18 protein-coding genes are annotated in these 20553 nt (G+C 46.2%); 11 read left to right on the top strand and 7 right to left on the bottom strand.

Features of this window, described 5'->3' with window-relative positions; genetic code table 11:
* Together ACRD7P_RS05220 and ACRD7P_RS05215 are read left to right on the top strand one after the other, a co-directional pair.
* Nucleotides 1-972 (top strand): phosphotransferase, encoded by a 972-nt coding sequence (locus ACRD7P_RS05220; RefSeq protein ID WP_430906460.1) that lies wholly within the window; start codon nt 1-3, stop codon nt 970-972.
* Complete coding sequence (locus tag ACRD7P_RS05215; RefSeq protein WP_430906459.1) at nt 969-2279, top strand: ADP-ribosylglycohydrolase family protein; 1311 nt, start codon at nt 969-971, stop codon at nt 2277-2279. Before ACRD7P_RS05220 ends, ACRD7P_RS05215 begins: the two co-directional genes overlap by 4 nt.
* Nucleotides 2280-2307: 28 nt before the next feature.
* Here ACRD7P_RS05215 and ACRD7P_RS05210 read toward each other — a convergent pair whose 3' ends face one another.
* From ACRD7P_RS05210 to ACRD7P_RS05195, 4 genes are all read right to left on the bottom strand, one after another.
* Nucleotides 2308-3738, bottom strand: a complete 1431-nt coding sequence (locus ACRD7P_RS05210) for a PorP/SprF family type IX secretion system membrane protein (RefSeq protein WP_430906458.1) — start codon at nt 3736-3738, stop codon at nt 2308-2310.
* A gap of 24 nt (nt 3739-3762) precedes the next feature.
* On the bottom strand, nt 3763-5403 hold the full coding sequence (locus ACRD7P_RS05205) for a DUF1501 domain-containing protein (protein ID WP_430906457.1): 1641 nt from the start codon (nt 5401-5403) through the stop codon (nt 3763-3765).
* A 7-nt stretch (nt 5404-5410) separates the two neighbouring features.
* Nucleotides 5411-6853 carry a DUF1800 domain-containing protein gene (locus ACRD7P_RS05200; RefSeq protein ID WP_430906456.1) on the bottom strand — a complete coding sequence of 481 codons (1443 nt, stop codon included), beginning with the start codon at nt 6851-6853 and terminating at the stop codon, nt 5411-5413.
* A gap of 456 nt (nt 6854-7309) precedes the next feature.
* Nucleotides 7310-8824 (bottom strand): glycoside hydrolase family 32 protein, encoded by a 1515-nt coding sequence (locus tag ACRD7P_RS05195; RefSeq protein WP_430906455.1) that lies wholly within the window; start codon nt 8822-8824, stop codon nt 7310-7312.
* Nucleotides 8825-8994: 170 nt separating this feature from the next.
* On the opposite strand from ACRD7P_RS05195, the gene ACRD7P_RS05190 reads away from it, so the two are divergent.
* The 6 genes from ACRD7P_RS05190 to ACRD7P_RS05165 all read left to right on the top strand — a co-directional run bounded on the left by ACRD7P_RS05190 (nt 8995) and on the right by ACRD7P_RS05165 (nt 13946).
* Complete coding sequence (locus ACRD7P_RS05190) at nt 8995-9498, top strand: rhodanese-like domain-containing protein (protein WP_430906454.1); 504 nt, start codon at nt 8995-8997, stop codon at nt 9496-9498.
* Between the two features lie 93 nt (nt 9499-9591).
* Nucleotides 9592-10215: a TIGR04282 family arsenosugar biosynthesis glycosyltransferase gene (locus tag ACRD7P_RS05185; RefSeq protein WP_430906453.1), complete on the top strand. Its 624-nt coding sequence runs from the start codon at nt 9592-9594 to the stop codon at nt 10213-10215.
* The gene (locus ACRD7P_RS05180) at nt 10208-11023 is read left to right on the top strand and encodes a purine-nucleoside phosphorylase (RefSeq protein WP_430906452.1); all 816 of its coding nucleotides are present in this window, start codon (nt 10208-10210) and stop codon (nt 11021-11023) included. Before ACRD7P_RS05185 ends, ACRD7P_RS05180 begins: the two co-directional genes overlap by 8 nt.
* 432 nt (nt 11024-11455) lie before the next feature.
* Nucleotides 11456-12421 carry an arsenosugar biosynthesis arsenite methyltransferase ArsM gene (gene arsM, locus ACRD7P_RS05175; protein WP_430906451.1) on the top strand — a complete coding sequence of 322 codons (966 nt, stop codon included), beginning with the start codon at nt 11456-11458 and terminating at the stop codon, nt 12419-12421.
* Between the two features lie 108 nt (nt 12422-12529).
* Nucleotides 12530-13255, top strand: a complete 726-nt coding sequence (locus tag ACRD7P_RS05170) for a DUF547 domain-containing protein (RefSeq protein ID WP_430906450.1) — start codon at nt 12530-12532, stop codon at nt 13253-13255.
* Nucleotides 13242-13946, top strand: coding sequence for a TIGR04283 family arsenosugar biosynthesis glycosyltransferase (locus tag ACRD7P_RS05165; protein ID WP_430906449.1), 705 nt, complete (start codon nt 13242-13244; stop codon nt 13944-13946). The genes ACRD7P_RS05170 and ACRD7P_RS05165 overlap by 14 nt, the downstream gene beginning before the upstream one ends.
* A gap of 58 nt (nt 13947-14004) precedes the next feature.
* On the opposite strand, the gene ACRD7P_RS05160 is transcribed toward ACRD7P_RS05165, so the two are convergent.
* The 3 genes from ACRD7P_RS05160 to ACRD7P_RS05150 form a co-directional block, all read right to left on the bottom strand.
* Nucleotides 14005-14313: a hypothetical protein gene (locus tag ACRD7P_RS05160; RefSeq protein ID WP_430906448.1), complete on the bottom strand. Its 309-nt coding sequence runs from the start codon at nt 14311-14313 to the stop codon at nt 14005-14007.
* Nucleotides 14314-14612: 299 nt separating this feature from the next.
* Nucleotides 14613-15299: a helix-turn-helix transcriptional regulator gene (locus tag ACRD7P_RS05155; protein ID WP_430906447.1), complete on the bottom strand. Its 687-nt coding sequence runs from the start codon at nt 15297-15299 to the stop codon at nt 14613-14615.
* Nucleotides 15300-15524: 225 nt separating this feature from the next.
* Nucleotides 15525-16592, bottom strand: coding sequence for an N-acetylmuramoyl-L-alanine amidase family protein (locus ACRD7P_RS05150; RefSeq protein ID WP_430906445.1), 1068 nt, complete (start codon nt 16590-16592; stop codon nt 15525-15527).
* Between the two features lie 566 nt (nt 16593-17158).
* Between ACRD7P_RS05150 and ACRD7P_RS05145 the strand changes: the two genes are divergently transcribed.
* From ACRD7P_RS05145 to ACRD7P_RS05135, 3 genes are read left to right on the top strand one after another with little or no spacing between them, the layout of a single operon-like run.
* On the top strand, nt 17159-17767 hold the full coding sequence (locus ACRD7P_RS05145) for a hypothetical protein (protein ID WP_430906444.1): 609 nt from the start codon (nt 17159-17161) through the stop codon (nt 17765-17767).
* Nucleotides 17768-17781: 14 nt separating this feature from the next.
* Nucleotides 17782-18267, top strand: coding sequence for a (2Fe-2S)-binding protein (locus ACRD7P_RS05140; RefSeq protein WP_430906443.1), 486 nt, complete (start codon nt 17782-17784; stop codon nt 18265-18267).
* A complete protein-coding gene (locus tag ACRD7P_RS05135; RefSeq protein ID WP_430906442.1) occupies nt 18267-20432 on the top strand; it encodes a molybdopterin cofactor-binding domain-containing protein in 2166 nt (721 codons plus the stop codon). Before ACRD7P_RS05140 ends, ACRD7P_RS05135 begins: the two co-directional genes overlap by 1 nt.
* Nucleotides 20433-20553: the final 121 nt, after the last annotated feature.

The following is a 20553-nucleotide window of genomic DNA, read 5'->3' as shown; positions in this document are numbered from 1 at the left end:
TTGAACCTATTCGACCTCAACAGCCCTCCCTACAGCATAACGGCCTACCTGTGGGATAACCGATGGATCGGTCCTGCGGAAAAAGTAGTCCGTATCACGAAGCCGGGAGAAGGAAACATGAACGTGGTATTGCGCGTCCACACCAACGAAAGGACCTTTATTTTAAAACAATCCCGACCTTTTGTACAGAAGTATCAAGACATCCAAGCCCCTTTGGAACGTATCGCGGTAGAACAATTGTTTTACCGGAACATGCAACAGGGCACCACGGCCCGCTACTTTCCAACAGTACTCCAGTACGCCCCGGAAGATTACCTGATCATGCTCCAAGACCTTGGCGATTGTGAAGACATGACCGCTTCCTACGACCAACACAATGGAGACCTGCAACTCTTTCGAGAATTGGCACGGCTGTTATCAAAAATCCATCAAACAGAAGTTGCCGACGATTTTCCCGCCAACACCATACTTCGGGAACTCAACCATCAGCATATTTTTGTATTGCCATTTTTGGAAGAGAACGGCTTTGCGCTGGACAGCGTTCAACCCGGGTTACAGCTTCTTTCCGAACCGTTTAAAAGGGACACCGAACTCGCCAAAACGATTAAAGAAATCGGAGCAAAATACCTCGCAAAAGGTACGGTACTATTGCATGGCGACTATTATCCCGGAAGTTGGATGCGCAAGGGAGAGCGTCCCTATGTTATCGACCCGGAATTTAGTTTTGTTGGATTTCCCGAATTCGATGTAGGGGTAATGGTCGCCCATAGCATCCTGATCTTCGGAAAACAAGCACTTATGGAACTTGTTCTAAACGAGTATGCAAAGCAGCTCGATGTTGCACTGGTGCGCAGAGTGGCCGGTATCGAGATCATGAGACGTATTATCGGACTTGCACAACTGCCCATGAAACGTACCTTAACGGAAAAAGAACGCCTTCTTGAACTGGCCCATAAAATGATACTCCAATGAAAAAGGTATCTTTTCTTTTGATAGTGACCCTGCTGTTCGCCTGCGGACATTCGGAAAAAGAAGCAAAAATCGACCTTGGCAGTCCCCAAAAAATAGGGTTTTCAGAAGATTCGCTAGTGCTTCCCGACAGTACCTATTACAACGCCGTGCTGGGGGCATTGGTGGGCTCCGCCATCGGGGATGCCATGGGCGCCCCTACCGAAATGTGGCATCGAAACGATATCAGGTTAAAATATGGATATGTTCAAGGGCTCGACCCGGTGATACGCACCCAATCCCCGGAAGGCCCATGGGGCCATAACCTTATCGGTGGCGGTACTACGGACGATACACGATGGAAGCATCTAATGGCCCACTATCTTGACCGGCCCCAAGCGCAACAGAACCCAAAACAGTTCGCCCGTTTTATCGGGGACCGTTACAAAACGATCGTAAAAACCTTGACGGCCTCCGAAACAATGGACCGCACCGATGTTCTTGACGAACGTATAAAACGAATGGAATGGATAAAGGAGTGGGCTCGGGTAGCAATGGCCTACGAAGCGGGACCGGAAGCCTATCAACAAGCCCTCAATCGGTTTTATGGGGGCGAAATGTCCTGTGCAGGGCAATTGTATACGCCCATGTTCGGATTGGTAGCGGCCACTCCAAAAACGGCATATGAAAGAGGATATGAACACGCCCTTTTTGACCTGGGGTACGCGAAAGACATTTCCGGATTGGTGGCATCGATGACGCATATGGCCTTACGTACAACAGCTATGGATTCGATCATTGCCACCGTATCGTTTGTAGACCCTTACGGATATAACGACAGCCGCTTGGTGGGCCGTATCTCGCAAGGTATCGCCAATGGGGCCATGAATACCGTTTTGGCCATAGAAAATATGCCGTTGATCGATTCCCTTATCATAAAAGATAGTTTAAACTACAACATGCCCGATGGTTTTCCCGGAACCTATCGCCAATGGGTGAAACAGGAAATGGTCTATCGTTTTTTGGAGAAGGAGCAACGCTCCATTGCCTTTCATGCCGGTGAAATATGGCAAATACTGATTACCGCCCTCCAGTTTGGGCAGGGCGATTTTAATGCGACCATGCAGTTTATTATCAACTACGGGAGGGACAACGATACGGTGGCCGCACTGGCGGGAATGATCCTCGGCGCAAAAATCGGCTATGATGAACTGCCTACCGATTTAAAGGAAACGGTGATAGCGGTAAACAAATCCGTAATCGGAATCGATTTAAAGGCATTGGCCAAAACCATCGTCGCCAACGGCGCGCAGGGTCGGAAAAAAGAATGACCTCCAATACGAAACACAGCGGCAGCGGTTACTCTACGGTGAGCAGCCAAGGCTTGCTAAAGTTTCGATCCAGCTGGTGCGCACGCAATCGCTTGCCCGCCTCCACTTTATCGGTATCGGTATCCACAATCAGGTAATAACGGCTATCGATACCTTTCTTTCCAATAATGGTGTAGTATTCTTTTTCCTTAAATCGGGCCTGGGCCTTTTCCGCTTCCGCCATACTCGCAAAGCTACCGATGACCACATAATAACCTGGCTTTAACAGCTTGCTATTTTCATCTACCGTACGGTCTATGGTACGGGTTCGTTTCTTCTTCGGTTCGGGAACGACCGCCACTTCCGTTTCGGGCTTTGTTTCGGTAACTTTTGGAGTTCCCTTGGCTACCACTGGTGCCACAGGGTCCTTTTTCGGTTCCTCTACCGCAAATGCGGGCGTCTCTTTTTTATCCGGTACGATTGTTTCTTCCTTCTTTTTCTTGGGTTTTGGCGCTTTCTTTTTTTCCGGGGCTATTTCCGCGATTTTATTTGAGGTTTCCCTAGCGTTTTTCTCCCATTCTGGACCGTCTTCACCCGCACGTTTCTTGAAACGATACGACAGGCTCAAGGCATGTACATCTTCAAAAACATTTTCTTCCAAAGCGGACTCGTAGGAATACCCGACGTACAGGGCATCAAAAAGATATACCTGGAGTGCCGGATTGATACTGTACTCATTTTTGTAGGAAATACTGGCCCGTATCTTGTTCTTATAATCAAAACGAAGTGCCCCTTCGTAAATGGCATCGTCCAAATAACTGAGATACCTAAAAATTGGGGTGATACGGGATGTGGTGGAAATCCAAACACCGTACTGCGCGTAGGCCGTGAACCCCTCTTCTATACGATACGCCAAAAAAGGATCTGACCCCGACACCAAAGGAAGTCTTTGGATCGGCAGGCGATTATAAAAACCGCCCATCATGAAATTTCTGATTTTGTAGTGAAGCCCACCGCGAAAGGTAAATTCCCTGTTCGACCCATTGATATTGGGAACAAAATCGACATCGTCGGGCACTTGGCCCGGGGGGATACGCTCCTGTTGTTTGGATTCGACACCTCCGGACAGCCCTAATTTAAGGTGATGGTCCTCCGCACCAAGGTCAAACCGTATGGCAGTGCTCAACATTGCCGTGGAATACGAAAAATAATCAAAACGATCTTGAAAAAAGTCTACCCCAAAAGCAATGTTATCATACACCGGTAACTGTGCAAATATGTATTGCGTGGTTTGTTTCCGTTCCGAATCGGACACCTGCAAGGCGCCGGTAAGCGAAACACGGTCATCGTCCCCAATCCTGGAAGGGTCGTTAAGGAAAGGGGTAAGATGGTCCTGACCTGGAAAAACGATGCGCTGCGCGTAAAGTCCCGATGCGGTGATCAGTAGCACTAATGGAATAAAAAGTCGTTTGATTGTCATAACTGGAAGGCGTTGAAGCACTTTTTACTTTACTAATATGATTTTACTGGAAGCACCGGCGGCCGTAGTCACCCGATAGATGTATTCTCCCGCGGTAAGCGTTTCGTCCAAAAGGGATTCGTCTATATCGAAGGTATAGGAGCCTTCCGTCATAAAGCTGTTTTTGATCGTCCCTATGCGCTGTCCCAAGATATTGTAAAGTTGAATATCGACATGTTGGGCTTTATCGACGTTCAGCGCAATGGAAGGTTTTCCTTCCGCACTATAAAGGGCCATATGCGTAAAACCGTCCTGTGTTTCCCCCGGAACTTCTTCCATCGGCGTGGGCACAACGGCCTCCGCTCCGCAGGAAAAGCCAAGGTCCAACGTATCAAAACTACCCGAAAGGGCACTGTCGACGCTTGGCTGGTCGATACAGAGCCATTGCGATAGCACCGAGGCATACAGACTTCTAAAATCGGTCGTACTCTGTAAATTTTTATTTCTATCCAAATTGTCAATATCGGGATGTTCCCCAACAAATCCATTGCCGTTCAAAGCAGGACCGAAGAACATGGTGGGCGAAGCGGCCCCATGATCAGTTCCGTTCGAACCGTTTTCGAAAAACCGTCGCCCAAACTCGGAAAACGTCATGCCCAATACTTTTTCATGATGCCCCGTTTCTTCCAGATCGGTATAAAAATCCTTTACGGCCTTGGAAAGATCTCCCATGAGTTCCGAATGTCGTTCGGGCTGATTCGCATGCGTATCAAAACCGGTCAAGGTTACCATATACACTTTGGTTCCCAAATTTCCTTTGATCAATCTGGCGATGATCGCCAACTGGTCCGCTATTTTATTTTTTGTGTACTCCACCTTATTGGAAGCAGCTGTATAGGCATTGCTGATCACCTCGGAATAAATGTAGGTGGAATTGGAGGTCGCCCTCAAAAACTCCTGTTGTTGCCCGGACTTGCAACTAAGGTCCAAATCGTTTACGTTGAACTGAGTCCCGTTTTTGGCAATACTCTCCAATTGGTCCGGGTTCGATACCAAAAAAGCGAACTGCGCATCCTCATCGCTAAAGATGAGATTTCCTATGCTACCAATTTGAATCGCCAATGGATTTTCAGGAGGAGCAAATAAAAAATCCTGATAATTTTCGTTGAAATACCTTCCCAACCAACCTTGGTTCAAAGCAGCGCCATAATCGGTGTTGGCGGTCGCCCAAATGTCCGAGGACTTGAAATGGGAAAGGTTTTGCCCTTCGTACCCCACCCCGTGCACGACCTTCATCATTCCGTCGCCCCACATCGATTCCAATGGTTGCATATAATTGGGCATCGCAAAATCGTTGTCCAAAGCGATAAGATCGCGTTGCTTGTGATAAATGGATGGTCTGGCTCCGGCATAGGTATCAAAACCGTATACCGGCACTATGGTGTTCAATCCGTCGTTACCACCCGCCAAACGGATGAGTACTAAAACATTGTCGTTATCGGATTTGTTCAATGCCATTGCCAAGGGGGATACCGATGAGGCGCTCAACTGGCTACCGGCCAACATCAAACTCCCGGTAGACCCTATTCCCAGTGCTTGTAGAAAAGACCTTCGGCTCCATACCCTGTGCTCATGATCGTGAGCATGTGCGTCCTTATGTTTTTTTGCAATTGTTCTTTGATACATAGCGGGCTTATTTAAGTTGAAACTCGGGTTGTTTTACAATATGGCTCAACAACAGGCAAACCTGTTTCGGCACCGCTTCGTCGTCCAGATTCCAAGAACCGTCCTCATAATAATTTTCCGGTACGGAATCCGATTTAAAGACGTCCAAAGCGATTTCATAATCTTGCTCGGTCAGTAGTTTTTCGGGCAAAAATTTGTTGACGATTGTATTGCTTACATACACCACATCGTTGCTGGGACCCGTAATCGATAACGCCAGGGAACGAAACTGTTCCTCGTTCGCTTTGAATTGATCACGTATAATGCGGTCGACATAGGTCCACCGGGCAATAAGCGTAGGTGAGCTGATCCAGTCCTTATCGCGTTGCCAACCCGCTACATTGGGCGGTATCAGAACCTCCTGGTTAGCGTTTCGCGACCATCGGAAGATGTTGGCCATATAGTCGTCGTCGGGAACGGTGAAGGCCGTATCCCCATAAAAACTTAGGAAGAGGTCTACCGGACTCTTAATGATCACATCCATGGCATCACCGTTAAAAAAGTGCTCGCTCTTGAACAGCTGTCGCAGAACCGGGGTTATTTCAAAACCGCTGCTTTCAAAGGTAGCAGCCAACGCATTGATAACCGCTGGGTTTTCCGGAAGTTCGGGATGCACAAAAAAGCGGTATAGTTTTTCTACGATAAAACGGGCTATCTGGTTCCCACGTTCCTCGAACAAAATAGTGATGACATCATCATAGCCCCAGTTTCCGGTTCTTCCGAAAATCGTTTTTTCACCGTCGTCAAAATTGTTCTCTACAAAATAGAGGGGCGAGCAGCGGGTGTCGCGTTTGTTATACCCTGTAAGCGCTCTGGCAGTCTCTTCAATATCGGTCTGTGTATAGCCGTTTCCCTCACCTAACGCAAAAAGCTCATATAATTCACGGGCATAATTTTCGTTGGGCCGGTTCTTGGTATTTTGATTCCCGTTCAAGTACAGCAACATTGCCGATTCGAGACCTATTTCGTGAATAAAGGTCTTAAAGTTGCCCAAAGCATGGGTTTGTAGTGCCTTGGTATAACGGTACATATACGAAGCGCAACCATAACCGGGTATGCCCGTTACAAAATGGTTGCTCCAGAAAAAGCTCAAGCGATCACGAAAGCCATTTTTTAACATTGTATTTAAAAAAGTGACCTTCCATTCCAATCGCGGTCCGTTCGCCAAAGGTTCCTCTGGATCAAAATCGTCGGCCCAAGAAGGCTTGCGCATTAAAGGCTTTGCCAGGGCTTCATCGATCAAACGATCGACCAAGGTTGCCGGACTTTCCAAAAGCGCCTGCTCTGTATCGGATGCCGAAACACCATAGGCGATTCTTTTGAATAGATGGTTGACCTTTTTAGCGTCCCATGCATTCTGAGCAGAAGGCACGTAGACGTTCAGTGAGGCACTGTTACAATTTGAACTCATAAGTAGATGACTGTTTAAGAAGGACTTGGGGGGGCGTCCATTATCCCATAACAATAGGTTTAACTGAAATTCAAAAAAATTAGTATAACTAATCGATGAACTACAGACTAATCCTGTGCTATTTCGTTTTTTATCTTTTTTTTAGTTGTTTTTTCTTACTTTTTTTGCGTTCTACCCACTGCTACTTAAAATGAGCCAAGCTAACGTGTTCATTGTCCATTTACATTTCTTGTAAGCGTTTGGCTTGGCTAATGCTATGCAAAACCTTTACCACGCCAGTAAATGAAAAGGAACTTCGCTATCTCATACCAAAAATGGTATAAGGCGCATTTTAAACAACAATTGGTATTACTTTATGTATCGGAATGTAAAAATCCGATAATCGGGTGATTTGTTCAGTTGGTAAGTGGTCGGTCGGTACTGGGTAAGCGTTGTAATCCGATGGTAGAGAACGGTCTACCAGATGGTTTTCATTTGGGCAAGCACAATGTTATCGAACCGGATGCTCGTTTCCGAGACGTTTTCGAATTCCAATGCGTCATATGGTTCCGTTGGAAACAACTGAGCGGTCATTGTATACTGTCCTTTATTGATAAACACCTCAATGGAAGACCTATCGTTGAGCATACGAACTTCGTAAGGCCCCTCCGGAAGCTCGGCTACCGGCATTTGTTGTATTTGGTTGGCAAATTTTTCGTTAAAATCGGTTTTTCCGGATACGACACGATCTAGTAAAAATAATTTTTGTTCGCTGTTCATGGTAAGCACCACCTCTTCATTTTTAGTGTTCTTTAACTTTACTACAAAATCTTTCGATTCGGTAGTGAAACGAACTTCGGATTGCTCAAGACCGTCAAATTTGATTTCTTTTTTATCTCCTATTGCCAGTTCCAGTTCCGTTTCTTGGACCTCGGTTTTTAATTGCTCCAATTGAGGGACGGGATAGTTATAAAGCATGTAACGGCCAGCTACCTTTTGCAATGACAGCTTCCGGGGAACGGTCATTGCTCCACGCCAGGGAGTGGTCGGGGTTTCCTGGCCATAATCCCAGTTGTTCATCCAACCGATAAAAATGCGGTCTTGCCCGGGATCGTTTTCATAGGTATCACCGTAATAATCCTTAGGCAGTGTAAAGTAAGTGACTCCTGCATAATTATCCGTTCCCCAGTCCACCCATTGGGTTTCTTGTTGCTCGCTGGTAAACTGTTGCCCGTCAAAATCACCTACAAAATATTGGGTAGCACTGCCCCCATTGGGTCCACCCGGGTTGATGCTGATCAATAGCACCCATTTTTCCTCATCCGTATCGCCCACCTTCATCTTAAAAAGATCGGGACACTCCCAAACCCCTCCGTGGGCGCCACGTCGTTTTCCAAAATTGCTCAACTTCTTCCACGACTTTAGGTCCGAAGAATTCCATAGTTGCAAATGGTCCCCGGCTACGATGCTCATTACCCATGCATTATTGGAAGCGTCCCAAAAAACCTTTGGATCGCGAAAATCCTCCATTCCATCGTTCGGCAATACCGGGTTGTTCACATACATTTCCCAGGTTTCCCCATCATCCAAACTGTACGCCAGCCCTTGTGTTTCATAATTCTTTGCACCATCTTCCTTGGCCTCCGCATCATGATAGGTGAAAATAGCCACCATTGGCGGGTTTTCTGCGCTGCCCAAACCGGAGGTGTTGCCAAAATCCAAAACAACGCTCCCCGAAAAAATATATCCGTGCTCATCGGGAAACAGTGCGGTAGGTTTGTGCTGCCAGTGTACCAAATCCGTACTTACGGCATGCCCCCAGTGCATTGGCCCCCATTTGATATCCTCCGGGTAATATTGATAGAACAAGTGATACTTGCCCTTATGATAGATCAAACCGTTAGGATCGTTCATCCAAAATTGTGGGGGCGAAAAATGAAGCTGCGGCCTGTAAGTTTCCGTATAAGTGGCCGACTTGAAATCTGGTGTCATGGGTTTCTTGTTTTTTTCCTTTTCCTTACAAGAGCCTAAAAATACAAGAAGCAATATTGGTAGGGCCATGTTTTTTAACCAAATCATAGTTCAAATTTAAATGTGGGGGCTATGCCCTCAAAAAACGCGCTTCGAAAATACTATCTTTGAACTGTTTTTTACAAAAAGTAATGGATTTTCTTCGAATCATTTTCATTTTTAGCTTCGGCACCAGCGTTCTATTGGGGCAATCGACCATACAAGAGACCCTGGAGACTTACAATACCGAAAGCGTTCCTTATCGCTATAGCGATATGGTGGCAAACGCTTCACAGCTGATTCTTTTGGATACCCGGGCCAAAACGGAATTTGAGGTAAGCCATTTAAAGGGTGCTATTTGGGTAGGTTATTTAAATTTTGATGCCGAAAGGGTGCAGCAACAATTGCCCGACAAGACCGCTCCCATTGTCGTGTATTGTAGCATCGGGGTGCGTTCCGAAGAAATCGGGGAAAAATTGATGCAATTGGGATACACGCAGATAACCAATCTTTATGGGGGTATTTTTGAATGGAAAAACAAGGGCAATCCCGTATATGATATGGATGGTAACGAAACCGATAAGGTACATGCCTTTGACCGAGAATGGGGAAAACTGTTGAAAAAGGGAAAGAGGATACATCCGAAAAACCCTTGACACCTGACTACTTAACCAAGCCATCCGAATCAAAAAACACGAACACCCCTCTTAATATCTGAATAGTTGAGCTCAAAAGAAAACAAAACGCCTTTGACAGCCACCCGAAATGCATTGATCATCTTTACCCGAAACCCCGAACTGGGCAAGGGCAAAAGAAGGTTGGCGGCCACGGTTGGAGATCACGTGGCCTTGGAAATTTATACTTTTTTGCTTCGGCACACGGTGGACATCACCAAAAATCTTGATGTTGAAAAACAGGTATACTATTCAGAAAAAATCGGTGCGAACGACCTTTGGGACAATGTAACCTTTTCAAAAAAAGTACAGTCCGGGGCCACCCTTGGCGACCGAATGTCGAAAGCCTTCGCCGACGGCTTTGCCGCGGGCTACGATAAAATTTGTATTATCGGTAGCGATATGTTCGATATGGGACAACACGATCTGGAAAAGGCGTTCCGCGGCTTGGAAACGCACGATTTTGTAATTGGGCCGGCAACCGATGGCGGATACTATCTTTTGGGAATGAAAAAACATACGCCCACACTCTTCCAAAACAAATCATGGGGGGAACAAACGGTTTTAAAGGATACCCTTTCCGATTTAAAAAATGAAAAAGTACATTTACTGCCGGAAAAAAACGATGTGGACACCTATGAAGATATCAAGGACCATCCTGCCTTTGATACCTTTTTAAAAAATGTAAAGAATGACTAAAAAACAACTGGAAGAATCGGTAGCATATTTAAAGAACAAGGGTTTCGACCGTCCCGAAATAGGGATTGTATTGGGTACCGGTCTGGGACAATTGGTAAATGAAATAGAGCACCCGATCGAGGCCCACTATAACCATATTCCGTTTTTTCCCTTGGCCACGGTGGAGTTCCATACCGGCAAATTGATCTATGGTACCATAGCAGGTAAAAAAGTGGTGGTCATGCAGGGCAGGTTCCATTTGTACGAGGGTTACGATTTTTTAGATGTTACCTATCCCATTCGGGTCATGCACTTGTTGGGCATCCAAAAATTACTGATTTCGAATGCTGCCGGAGCCATTAACCTCTCCTTTAAAAAAGGGGATATCATGCTGATCGAAGACCACATCAACCTCCAGGGTGGCTCGCCACTGGCATTTAAGAACGTTGCCGAGTTTGGCGATCGTTTTGCCGACATGAGCGCCCCCTACGACAAGGATATGAACGATAGGCTTAAGGCCATTGCCGAAAAAGAGGGTGTATCCATAAAAAAAGGCGTTTACGTTTCGGTAGTAGGACCACAGCTGGAAACAAGGGCCGAATATCGTATGCTCAAAATACTGGGGGCAGATGCCGTGGGCATGAGTACCGTGCCGGAAGTAATTGTTGCCAATCATTTACGACTACCCATTGCGGCCGTATCGGTTTTGACCGATGAATGCGATCCGGACGATCTAAAACCGGTGGACATCGAGGAAATTATTAAAATTGCAAGTGCGACCGAACCGAAAATGATACAGCTCTTTAAGGCGCTGATCGAGGAGCTTTAGGAGTATTAAGTATGGAGTATGGAGTATGGGGTATAGGGTATGGGGTATGGAGTATGGAGTTTGGAGTATTGAGTATGGAGTATGGAGTATTGAGTATTGAGTATTGAGTATTGAGTATTGAGTATTGAGTATTGAGTATTGAGTATTGAGTATTGAGTATTGAAAAAAAGGAAATTGCCGGGAGAATACAAAGCTTTTTCCTTGCTGATTGTTAAAATTTGGGAGTGAAAATGAAGCCTGAAGATCGTTCGTGTTTTCTTCGAAAACTGTTCACATCGTTCTTTAGGGGCATCATTTTTTAAACGATTGTTAATTATAACCTGTTAATGGCCAATTGTAGCCTTTTGACAGAAAAGATAAAAAAGAAGACATCCATTTAAAAACCGTTCGCGTTTGGCCAATAGGACAAAACGAACTTGAATTGTATACACTATGAGTTATTTAGAAGCCACTAACGATTTATATAAAGAAGCCGCATTGACACCGGACGTAGGCCTATGCTGTACAACCAACCCGATTTGGCAGTTTCCCGGCCTTTCCATTCCCAAGATCATGCAGGAAATGAACTATGGTTGCGGAAGCACCGTATCGGCCCAAGACTTGGTGAATGACCCTAAAGTACTATATGTGGGTGTTGGCGGGGGAATGGAACTGCTACAGTTCGCCTATTTTTCACGTCAAAAAGGCGGCGTTACCGGTGTAGATGTCGTAGATGAAATGTTGACCGCCTCTCGGGAGAACTTTAAGATCGCCGAAGCGGAAAACGATTGGTTCAAAAGCGAATTTGTCAACTTGGTGAAAGGTGATGCCCTGGCCTTACCCGTGGCCGACGAAAGTATCGATATCGCAGCGCAAAATTGTCTATTCAATATTTTCAAATTGGACGACCTCAAAAAAGCCGTTGCGGAAATGTACCGGGTACTCAAACCCCACGGACGCTTGGTAATGAGCGACCCTACCTGCGAACAACCCATGAACGAGACCCTACGTAACGACGATCGCTTACGGGCACTCTGTTTGAGCGGAAGCATTCCGATCAAGGACTACATCAAAGTATTGACCGATGCCGGTTTTGGGACCATTGAAATTCGCGCGAGAAAATCGTATCGGGTACTCTCCCCGAACCATTATCCGACGGAAGAGCTTATTTTTATCGAATCTATCGAAATTGCTGCCATCAAAGACCCCATGCCGGAAGACGGACCTTGTGTTTTCACGGGCAAGACCGCCATTTACTATGGTGATGAAGATTACTTTGACGATAAAAAAGGGCATGTATTGATGCAAAACCAACCTTTGGCCGTATGTGACAAGACCGCGGCGGCCTTAGCGCTCGAAAACGATGAAATTCATATTAGCGAAAGCACCTGGCATTATAACGGTGGCGGTTGTTGTTAACACGGCACCACATTTAAATCACACATGGCACCGTCGTTTGAACGGTGCCATTTTGTAAGGTTTCCGCTTTACTTGCTACTATATATACAGTTCTCCCAAACAAAAGCGATGCAATACATAGCGCTATTACTTTTTTTATTCACCTGCTCGGCGTCCGGCCCTGCACAAAATGTACCTACCTATTCCAGTGTCGATCACGCCTTATGGAACGAATTGTTGCAAAAATATGTAGACGATGACGGCAATGTAGACTACGGCCGTTTCAAGGAAGATGAGACAAAGCTAAAAGAATACCTGACCTTCCTGGGTGACCACCCGATTGCCGAAACCGCTGACAAACAGGAGAAGTTGGCCTATTACATCAACCTCTACAATGCTGCCACGGTCCAATTAATATTGAACCACTACCCTACCAACAGTATCAAGGACATTTCCCGACCTTGGAGCAAGGATTTTGTAAAAATAGGGAGCGATTATTTTTCCTTGGGACATATTGAACATAAGGTTTTGCGAAAAATGAAGGAGCCCCGTATCCATTTTGCTATCAACTGTGCTTCTTATTCCTGCCCAAAACTAAAGAACGTTGCCTTCACGGCCGATCAAATGGAACAACAACTGGAACGAACGGCCCGGGAATTTATTAACGATCCAAAACGCAATACGATCGCAAAAGATAGGGCATCGCTATCCCAAATTTTCAAGTGGTTCAAAAAAGATTTTACCAAGAAAAGTTCCTTGCGGCAATACATCAACCAATACGCAAACACGCCCATCGATGGTAATGCCGCCATAAACTATAAAAAGTACGACTGGAGCCTTAATGAAGCCGAATAGCCCGAACATAAGCATTATCATTCCCGTTCTGAACGAAGCGGAACATATCGGGAGTACCTTAACGTACTTAAAACGGTACGGCGATTCCAATATTATTTTGGAAACCCTGGTCATCGACGGGGGCAGTACCGATAGTACTGCTGAAATTGCCGAAGAAATGGGCGCCACGGTGATTTTTTCGGAAAGAGGACGCTCCAAACAATTGAATTTAGGGGCTTCCATGGCGCGTGGGACCATTTTTTATTTTCTTCATGTGGACACCTTACCTCCCATAGGATTCGATTCCCGTATCATAGAAGCCTACCGGAAAAACAAACGCGTTGGGTGCTTTCAAATGAAGTTTGATAGCAATAGCCGATTTCTTCAGTTTTTTGCCTGGTTCACCCGTATCAACGTAAAACTCTGCAGGGGCGGAGATCAATCCCTGTTCATTGACCGGGACCTGTTCGAAGCCTCTGGCGGATTCAATGAACGGTACGTGGTATATGAAGACAACGAATACATCTCCCGGCTTTACGGGTTGGCCCCTTTCACCATTCTTCCCTATCACGTAAAAACATCGGCAAGGCGCTATAAAGAAAAGGGAGAAGTTGTTTTGCAGTACCACTTTGGCGTCATACACCTAAAAAACTTCCTAGGGGCGGGCCCTGAACAACTGCTAGATTACTACAGGCGTAAAATAGTGCCCTAACAAAGGGCGTACCACCATTATCACTTTAAAATGGAATACCCTTCATCTTATCGTATTTTTAAGGTGCATCGGAGAAAACGGTGTAGTGCTCCATTTTTACGGAGTTAAAGTCGATGACCTCCATCAGTTTCATCAATTCCCCGTTTTGGGGCAAACTTGCCGCCGCTCTTTTTGCCTTTTCCATATCTTCCCAACGGACCACATCTAAAAAATCGCCTTTTTCATTTACCGAAATCGTTCTGGATAGGAAACCATCAAATTGCTTTAGGTAGGGCGTTGTACGCAAGAGGGCCGTTCGTACTTCGTCGATAGTCAATGTTGGTTTTCCTTTAAAGGTCACCACTTCGATACAACTGTTCTGCTTCATCGTTTTTAGGGTTTGTGCGCCAACTATGGTTGTTAAACCCGTTTTATGCATTAGAAAATCTATTACGACCCGAAACTACTTCAAAACCGGGCGTTTCACTATGTTTTCGAGCTTGACCGTAGCGGGGCTATGCCCAAACCCGGAAAACATCCGGTTTTATTATATTTTCGATTCTCATGACGAAGTTCTAATACATAAACCGGGTTAAAATAGCATGGCACCGGTTATCATTTGTTTCATCTTGTTCAATTTGAGACAAAACTAACACCCGGTTATGACAACCCTATGTCGCGCTATTTTCAGAAACCGTTATTTTTTTCGAAATAATCGGAAAGTCGAAATTGGTTGGGCGGAAAGGTATCCTCGGTCACGGCAACGAATAGCATTCGATCCGTTCGAAATTCCCGCATCGCCTTTCTTAGACGACAATGGCCGACCATTACCCAATGGTCCTGGGTGAAATAAATGGCCATTGGCGCTACCGAACGCTCGGTGACCTCCCCTTTGGAACCCGAACGATACTGGAGCAGCAGTACCTGCCGTTGGGTTATGGCACCTTGTATCAGCGTAACGGAATCACTGGTTTTTTCCGTATTTTTATTAGTGGAAGGTCGCAACCTGCTTTCCAGCATTTCCAAATCGTTGCGCTGTGGTTTTCGCAAAATGGCCAATACTTTCTGCATGGCCGAACCATAAGCGGCAATAATGGAGCTGTCATTGTTTTGCGCTATAATCTTCTGCGCCGTGAGTAAAGCCCGGGCCTCTTGTTCCGTAAACATGACCGGGGGCAATTGGTACCCGTCGACAAGAAAATAGCCGTACTCGTTCTCAAGCCCAATGGGCACACCCGCAGCCGAAAGCGCGGCTATATCCCTATAAATAGTTCGGGTACTGACTTGAAAATGGGCCGCCATCTCTTTGGCCTTTAATGATGATTTTGCCTGTAACCCCGTCAAAATAGCGGTCAGGCGGTGAAGGCGTTTCATGTCGCTGTTTTTTTGAGTTCTTCTGTCGTTGCCCTTTTTAGATTTCATATAAGCGCTTAGCGCACTCCGTGTTTCGATACGGAAAAGGCAGGAAAACAAGATTGTTATATTATACCATTTCTGATGTTAAACTACGCAAATAAAAACCAGTGATTTTTTGGGTAGGCGAAAAAAGGTGTGTTTACCGGTACTGAAAGATACGGGGACACTAGCAAAAGAAAAATATTAGCGGATGTGCCCTATTTCACCGCCTTCATAATCCAACAAAACCCCTTCCGCGATCCACTTTGCCAGGGCCTGTCGGTTATCGACATTTAAAATACGGCGTTGGTCCTTTTTGTTCTTGATGTTTCCCAACTCGATAAAGGTCATGGCCGGGTGTGTTTTTTTAACGAGGTATAAAGAGGTCCTGTCCTTAAAAGTGCCGGTATATTTTCGATTGGGTTGATACTTCTTGTACTTTTTTTGAAAGGTAGTATGAATGCTCTCGGCCAATTTTTTGCCATTCTTGCTCTTTTCGTGGTGATAAAAGAACACGTCGATGTTTTGGCCTTTACTACGGCTATCGATATGGGTAACGATCAAGCGTTGAAATTTACCGCGATTTTTACGGTGCAGTTCGTTAACGATGTCCACCCGTTGTTTCAAACGTGCCGTTTGGTTCAGTGGAATGGTCTTGCCTCCATAAGCGACCTCATCATGATCTATCTTTAAGATACTATCGTCCCGGATACCATCATTCTCGTCCCTTATAATGACATAAACCGTTGCGCTATGCGCCAGCAGTTCCTTGGCCAAACGCAGCGTAATATCATAAGCGTATTCGTCTTCGGCGATCTGGGTACCTCCATAATTGGCCATAGCGCCAGGATCCGGACCTCCGTGGCCCGACACCAGATAATACACCGCATCCTTTAGTTTTTCACTTTTAACAAGTACCGAAGCGTGTTCCGATCCAAAAATGGCAAACTCTTTTCCGGTTATTTTTTTTATTGCTTTGGACGTTTTGGCGATACTATCGACTACCGCCACCGTATCTACCCTAAACGGGGGTATCTTATAGTCGCGCCCGGCATATAATTGGACACTATCGCGTAAATTGTCCACGTTCATCGCAATAAAGTCATCGTATATTTCATAGGGATCGGCCCCTTGCTTTCGCAACAACGACAAAATACCGTCACCTTTTTCCGCAGTTACGGTAATCAACGAATCTTGACCGAACGCACTGGGCCAAACACAAATCGTAATTACCGCTAAAAGGACCCTGTATACCCTTAATTTAACAACCATAATACCAACATTTCTTTTCCAAAAACAAAAACAATGCCTAAATCGGAAGTACAAAATTAAAGAACAGATTGAAAAACCTAGAGTACCGACCGAAAATTAGTTAACGAAGTACTTAACAATGAAGGCGTCTTTCACCGTTCTTTTATTCACCTCCTAGGCGTAGAGGTCTCATTTTGCTAGATAATCGGTATCGTTCAGGTTTCCGAACACCCTTAGCATTGCTGGCCCTGAAGCCGAAAAACGATTTCAACACGCCACAAAAACCTTCTTTTTGACCCTAAACCATAAAATAAGGGCGGGTTCAACGTGACTATGGCGAACACCCTTGTATCCTTCCCTAAACTTTCCTAATTTTAAGAAATGTGCATAACCTTTTAACAGCCAATAGAAAATGCTGCCAAAGTGGACATTGCACCCTTTTTAACGGACCGCTTTGGTAGTGCTCCATTTTGGGACAAAAGAAGCATACGATCAGTGGTACTGCCCTTGTCATTTCCTAAAACGGGGTCGCTGCCCAACTTGGAGTGAAAAAATCAGTAGTCAACAAACGCTTGAACCCATCCTTAATGAAAAAATTCTTTCCTCCCCTTTTCCTTTTGTGCGCGCTCGCCCTGGGAATAGTGGTCGTGTTTTCCAATACCGTTTCATCCACCTACGTACCGAAACCGGATGCCAATCTTACGGTAACCGACAATGAACCGTTCGATAAAATGATGCAGGTGTTGACACACGAACGTTGCGTAAACTGCCACCCTAACGATGGCATACCCAAACAGGGAGCTGACGGCCATCCCCATCATTTTGGTATTGCGGGAGGACCGAACAATACTGGTTTTGAAGCCACCAACTGCGCAACTTGTCATCAATCGGAGAACAATCCCTATTCGGGGGTACCCGGCGCTCCGGAATGGTCCTTAGCTCCGGCATCGATGCAATGGGAGGGCTTGAGCCGCACGGAAATCGCTACCTCGATGATGGACCCCGAACGGAATGGCGGCCGAAGTCCGGAAGAAACAATGCACCACTTAACGGAGCATGAACTTGTACTGTGGGCCTGGAAACCGGGAGTAGATGCCGATGGAAACCCCAGAACACCGCCCCCTGTTCCAAAAGAAGAGTATATCGCCGCAGTAAAAGCTTGGTTCCACCAAGGCCATATTATCCCATCCGAATAACAATATAAAAGACTATGACAATTTCACTTCATGTAAACGGTATATTAAAAACGGTCGATGTTCCCGATGAAAACACCCCTTTGCTTTGGGTGGTTCGGGACCTTTTGGAACTAAAGGGTACAAAATTCGGATGTGGCAAGGCAGCCTGCGGGGCCTGTACCTTGCATGTGGACGGGGAAGCGGTCCGGTCCTGCTCCTATCCCGTAAAATTTGCAAGGGACAAACAGATAACGACCATAGAAGGATTGGGCAGCCCTGAAAACCCGCATCCCGTACAACAGGCGTGGATCGAAGAGGTTGTGCCGCAATGCGGTTACTGCCAACCTGGATTTATGATGGCTACCGCGGCGTTGTTAAAAAAAATACCGCGACCCACCGATACGGATATCGATAACAACATAGTAAATGTTTGCCGTTGCGCTACCTATTATCGTATGCGAAAAGCCATTCATAGAGCGGCCGAAATTCAACAGGAATCCACCGAAAAACCCATAACATAATGGCTACTGAAAAGAAAAAAGTATCGCGTCGTAAATTTCTTGTCCGCGGTGGGCTGGGAACATTGGGAGTACTAGCCGTAGGCACCTATCTGTTTCGAAGTCCCATACGCCGTAAAATAGCGGGACTGGTGAACACTGCGGATACGCCGTATATGGGCAATACCAAAACCCCGATCATTTGGTTCGAGATTACCAAAAACAATACCATTGTCCTGCATAGCCCTAAAGTGGAAATGGGGCAGGGAACGTTCACGGGCCTTGCCCAAATGGTAGCGGAAGAACTAGAGGTTGCAATGGAACGTATACAGGTGGTCCATGCCCAATCGGCTTCCGGAAACATGGATGGTTTTGCCACTGGGGGCAGCACTTCCATTTCCGCCCTATGGGTCCCCTTGAGGGAACTTGCGGCCACCATGCGTAAAATGCTCGAAAACGAGGCCATTAAAAAAATGGATGCGGGAGATGTACAACCCGTCGTATCCAATGGCAGCATTACCATCGGGGAACAATCGATGACCTATTCGGAAATTGCGGAGGGAGTACAAGAATGGGATGTCCCGGACACCCCGCCGCTAAAGACGGGCAAGGCCTTTCGGTATATTGGAAAACCCATACCACGAGTAGATTTAAAGGACAAGGTTTTTGGAGCCCCATTGTTCGGCATGGACGCCGTTTTGCCCGATATGCTATACGGTTCCGTTGTTCGGGCCAGCACTATCGGCGCGACCTTTTCCGGGGCCGATACTTCAAAAGCGGAACAGATGCCGGGTGTGGTAAAAATAGTTACCGAACCCGACTTTGTAGGGGTAGTCGCCACCTCTCAACAGGAAGCTGAAAATGCCAAAAATGCCATAACGGTCAATTGGAAAGTGGATACTACGGTACAGACCGCCGATATCGAAGCCATGATCGCCGTGGGAAAGGGAACACCTTTCGTGATACAAAAGGAAGGAGCTGTGGAAGACCTTATTTCGGATGCCGAAACCACCATTGTTTCAGAGTATAAAAGTCCGATCGGGGCACATGCACAGTTAGAACCCAATGGGGCATTGGCCCACGTTGAGGCCGACAAGGCCTCCATTATCATGTCGACCCAAGTGGTGAAAATTACCCGTGATGAAATTGCCGAGCGACTTGACCTTGATGCAGAGAACGTAAACATCGTACCGACCTTTTTAGGCGGTGGGTTCGGGAGAAGACTGCACACGCCCAATGGTATTCAAGCGGCCGTACTTTCCAAAGCGGTAGGAAAGCCCGTAAAGTGTTTCTTTAGCCGTAAGGAGGAGTTTCAAAACGATACCTTTCGTCCGCCAACACACCATGTTTTAAAAGCAAAATTGAACAGCAATGGTTCCATTGAGGCATTCGAACACAATGTAAGCAGTGGTGATGTCGCTTTTGGTTCCCCTATGGTTCCCGGTATTGCGGAACCCATATTGGGAGCTGATCTTGGTGCATGGCGGGGCGGAATGATACAATATGGCAACATACCCAACCATCAAGCGATTTCGTGGAGGGTAAAACTTCCTTTTGCGACCAGCTGGTGGCGTAGTTTGGGCTTATTGGCGAATACGTTCGCTATTGAAAGTTTTATGGACGAGCTATCGGTAAAGGCCAACAAAGACCCCGTCCAATTTCGTCTGGACCATATTCAAACGGACGAACGAGGAGAAAGGCTTAAAAAGGTAATTACCGCTGCAGCGGAAAAGGCGCAATGGACAAACGAAACGCAAAATGGTCGGGCAATGGGATTTGCGGCTTCCACGGACGCCAACACCCCCTGCGCGCAAGTAGTGGAGGTTTCCATAGTAGATGGCGAAATTAAGGTGCATAAGGTTACCTGTGCCATGGACCCTGGCCTCGTGGTCAACCCTGATCAAGTTCGGGCGCAGTGTGAAGGAGCCATAATTATGGGAATGAGCGCCAGCCTTTTTGAACGGATGTACGTTGAGGACGGCGAGCTACAACCTACCATTTACGGACCCTACCAGATGGCCTTGATGAAACACGCCCCAAAAGAAATAGATATCATACTTCTTGAAGGAGCCGACACCCCGGGAGCCGTAGGAGAACCACCATTAGGCCCCATAGGAGCCGCAATAGCAAATGCCGTTTATCGCCTTACCGGAAAACGGTTACGGGAAATGCCGTTGCAGCTGGGTTAATGAGTAGTTAGTGGTTAGTGGTTAGTGGTTAGTGGTTAGTGGTTAGTGGTTAGTGGTTAGTAGTTAGTAGTTAGTAGTTAGTAGTTAGTAGTTAGTAGTTAGTAGTTAGTAGTTAGTAGTT

Origin of the sequence: Maribacter sp. 2-571 (assembly GCF_050589625.1) — a bacterium.
GTDB lineage: Bacteria > Bacteroidota > Bacteroidia > Flavobacteriales > Flavobacteriaceae > Pelagihabitans.
This window is presented reverse-complemented; position numbering and strand designations above follow the sequence as displayed.

Excerpts from the sequence above, each read along its gene's own strand:
- ACRD7P_RS05190 (WP_430906454.1), top strand. The coding sequence starts at position 8,995 with ATGGATTTTCTTCGAATCATTTTCATTTTTAGCTTCGGCACCAGCGTT.
- ACRD7P_RS05215 (WP_430906459.1), top strand. The coding sequence starts at position 969 with ATGAAAAAGGTATCTTTTCTTTTGATAGTGACCCTGCTGTTCGCCTGC.
- ACRD7P_RS05165 (WP_430906449.1), top strand. The coding sequence starts at position 13,242 with ATGAAGCCGAATAGCCCGAACATAAGCATTATCATTCCCGTTCTGAAC.
- ACRD7P_RS05140 (WP_430906443.1), top strand. The coding sequence starts at position 17,782 with ATGACAATTTCACTTCATGTAAACGGTATATTAAAAACGGTCGATGTT.
- ACRD7P_RS05155 (WP_430906447.1), bottom strand. The coding sequence starts at position 15,299 with ATGAAACGCCTTCACCGCCTGACCGCTATTTTGACGGGGTTACAGGCA.
- ACRD7P_RS05150 (WP_430906445.1), bottom strand. The coding sequence starts at position 16,592 with ATGGTTGTTAAATTAAGGGTATACAGGGTCCTTTTAGCGGTAATTACG.
- ACRD7P_RS05195 (WP_430906455.1), bottom strand. The coding sequence starts at position 8,824 with ATGACACCAGATTTCAAGTCGGCCACTTATACGGAAACTTACAGGCCG.
- ACRD7P_RS05180 (WP_430906452.1), top strand. The coding sequence starts at position 10,208 with ATGACTAAAAAACAACTGGAAGAATCGGTAGCATATTTAAAGAACAAG.
- ACRD7P_RS05145 (WP_430906444.1), top strand. The coding sequence starts at position 17,159 with ATGAAAAAATTCTTTCCTCCCCTTTTCCTTTTGTGCGCGCTCGCCCTG.
- ACRD7P_RS05135 (WP_430906442.1), top strand. The coding sequence starts at position 18,267 with ATGGCTACTGAAAAGAAAAAAGTATCGCGTCGTAAATTTCTTGTCCGC.
- arsM (WP_430906451.1), top strand. The coding sequence starts at position 11,456 with ATGAGTTATTTAGAAGCCACTAACGATTTATATAAAGAAGCCGCATTG.
- ACRD7P_RS05200 (WP_430906456.1), bottom strand. The coding sequence starts at position 6,853 with ATGAGTTCAAATTGTAACAGTGCCTCACTGAACGTCTACGTGCCTTCT.
- ACRD7P_RS05205 (WP_430906457.1), bottom strand. The coding sequence starts at position 5,403 with ATGTATCAAAGAACAATTGCAAAAAAACATAAGGACGCACATGCTCAC.
- ACRD7P_RS05170 (WP_430906450.1), top strand. The coding sequence starts at position 12,530 with ATGCAATACATAGCGCTATTACTTTTTTTATTCACCTGCTCGGCGTCC.
- ACRD7P_RS05210 (WP_430906458.1), bottom strand. The coding sequence starts at position 3,738 with ATGACAATCAAACGACTTTTTATTCCATTAGTGCTACTGATCACCGCA.
- ACRD7P_RS05160 (WP_430906448.1), bottom strand. The coding sequence starts at position 14,313 with ATGAAGCAGAACAGTTGTATCGAAGTGGTGACCTTTAAAGGAAAACCA.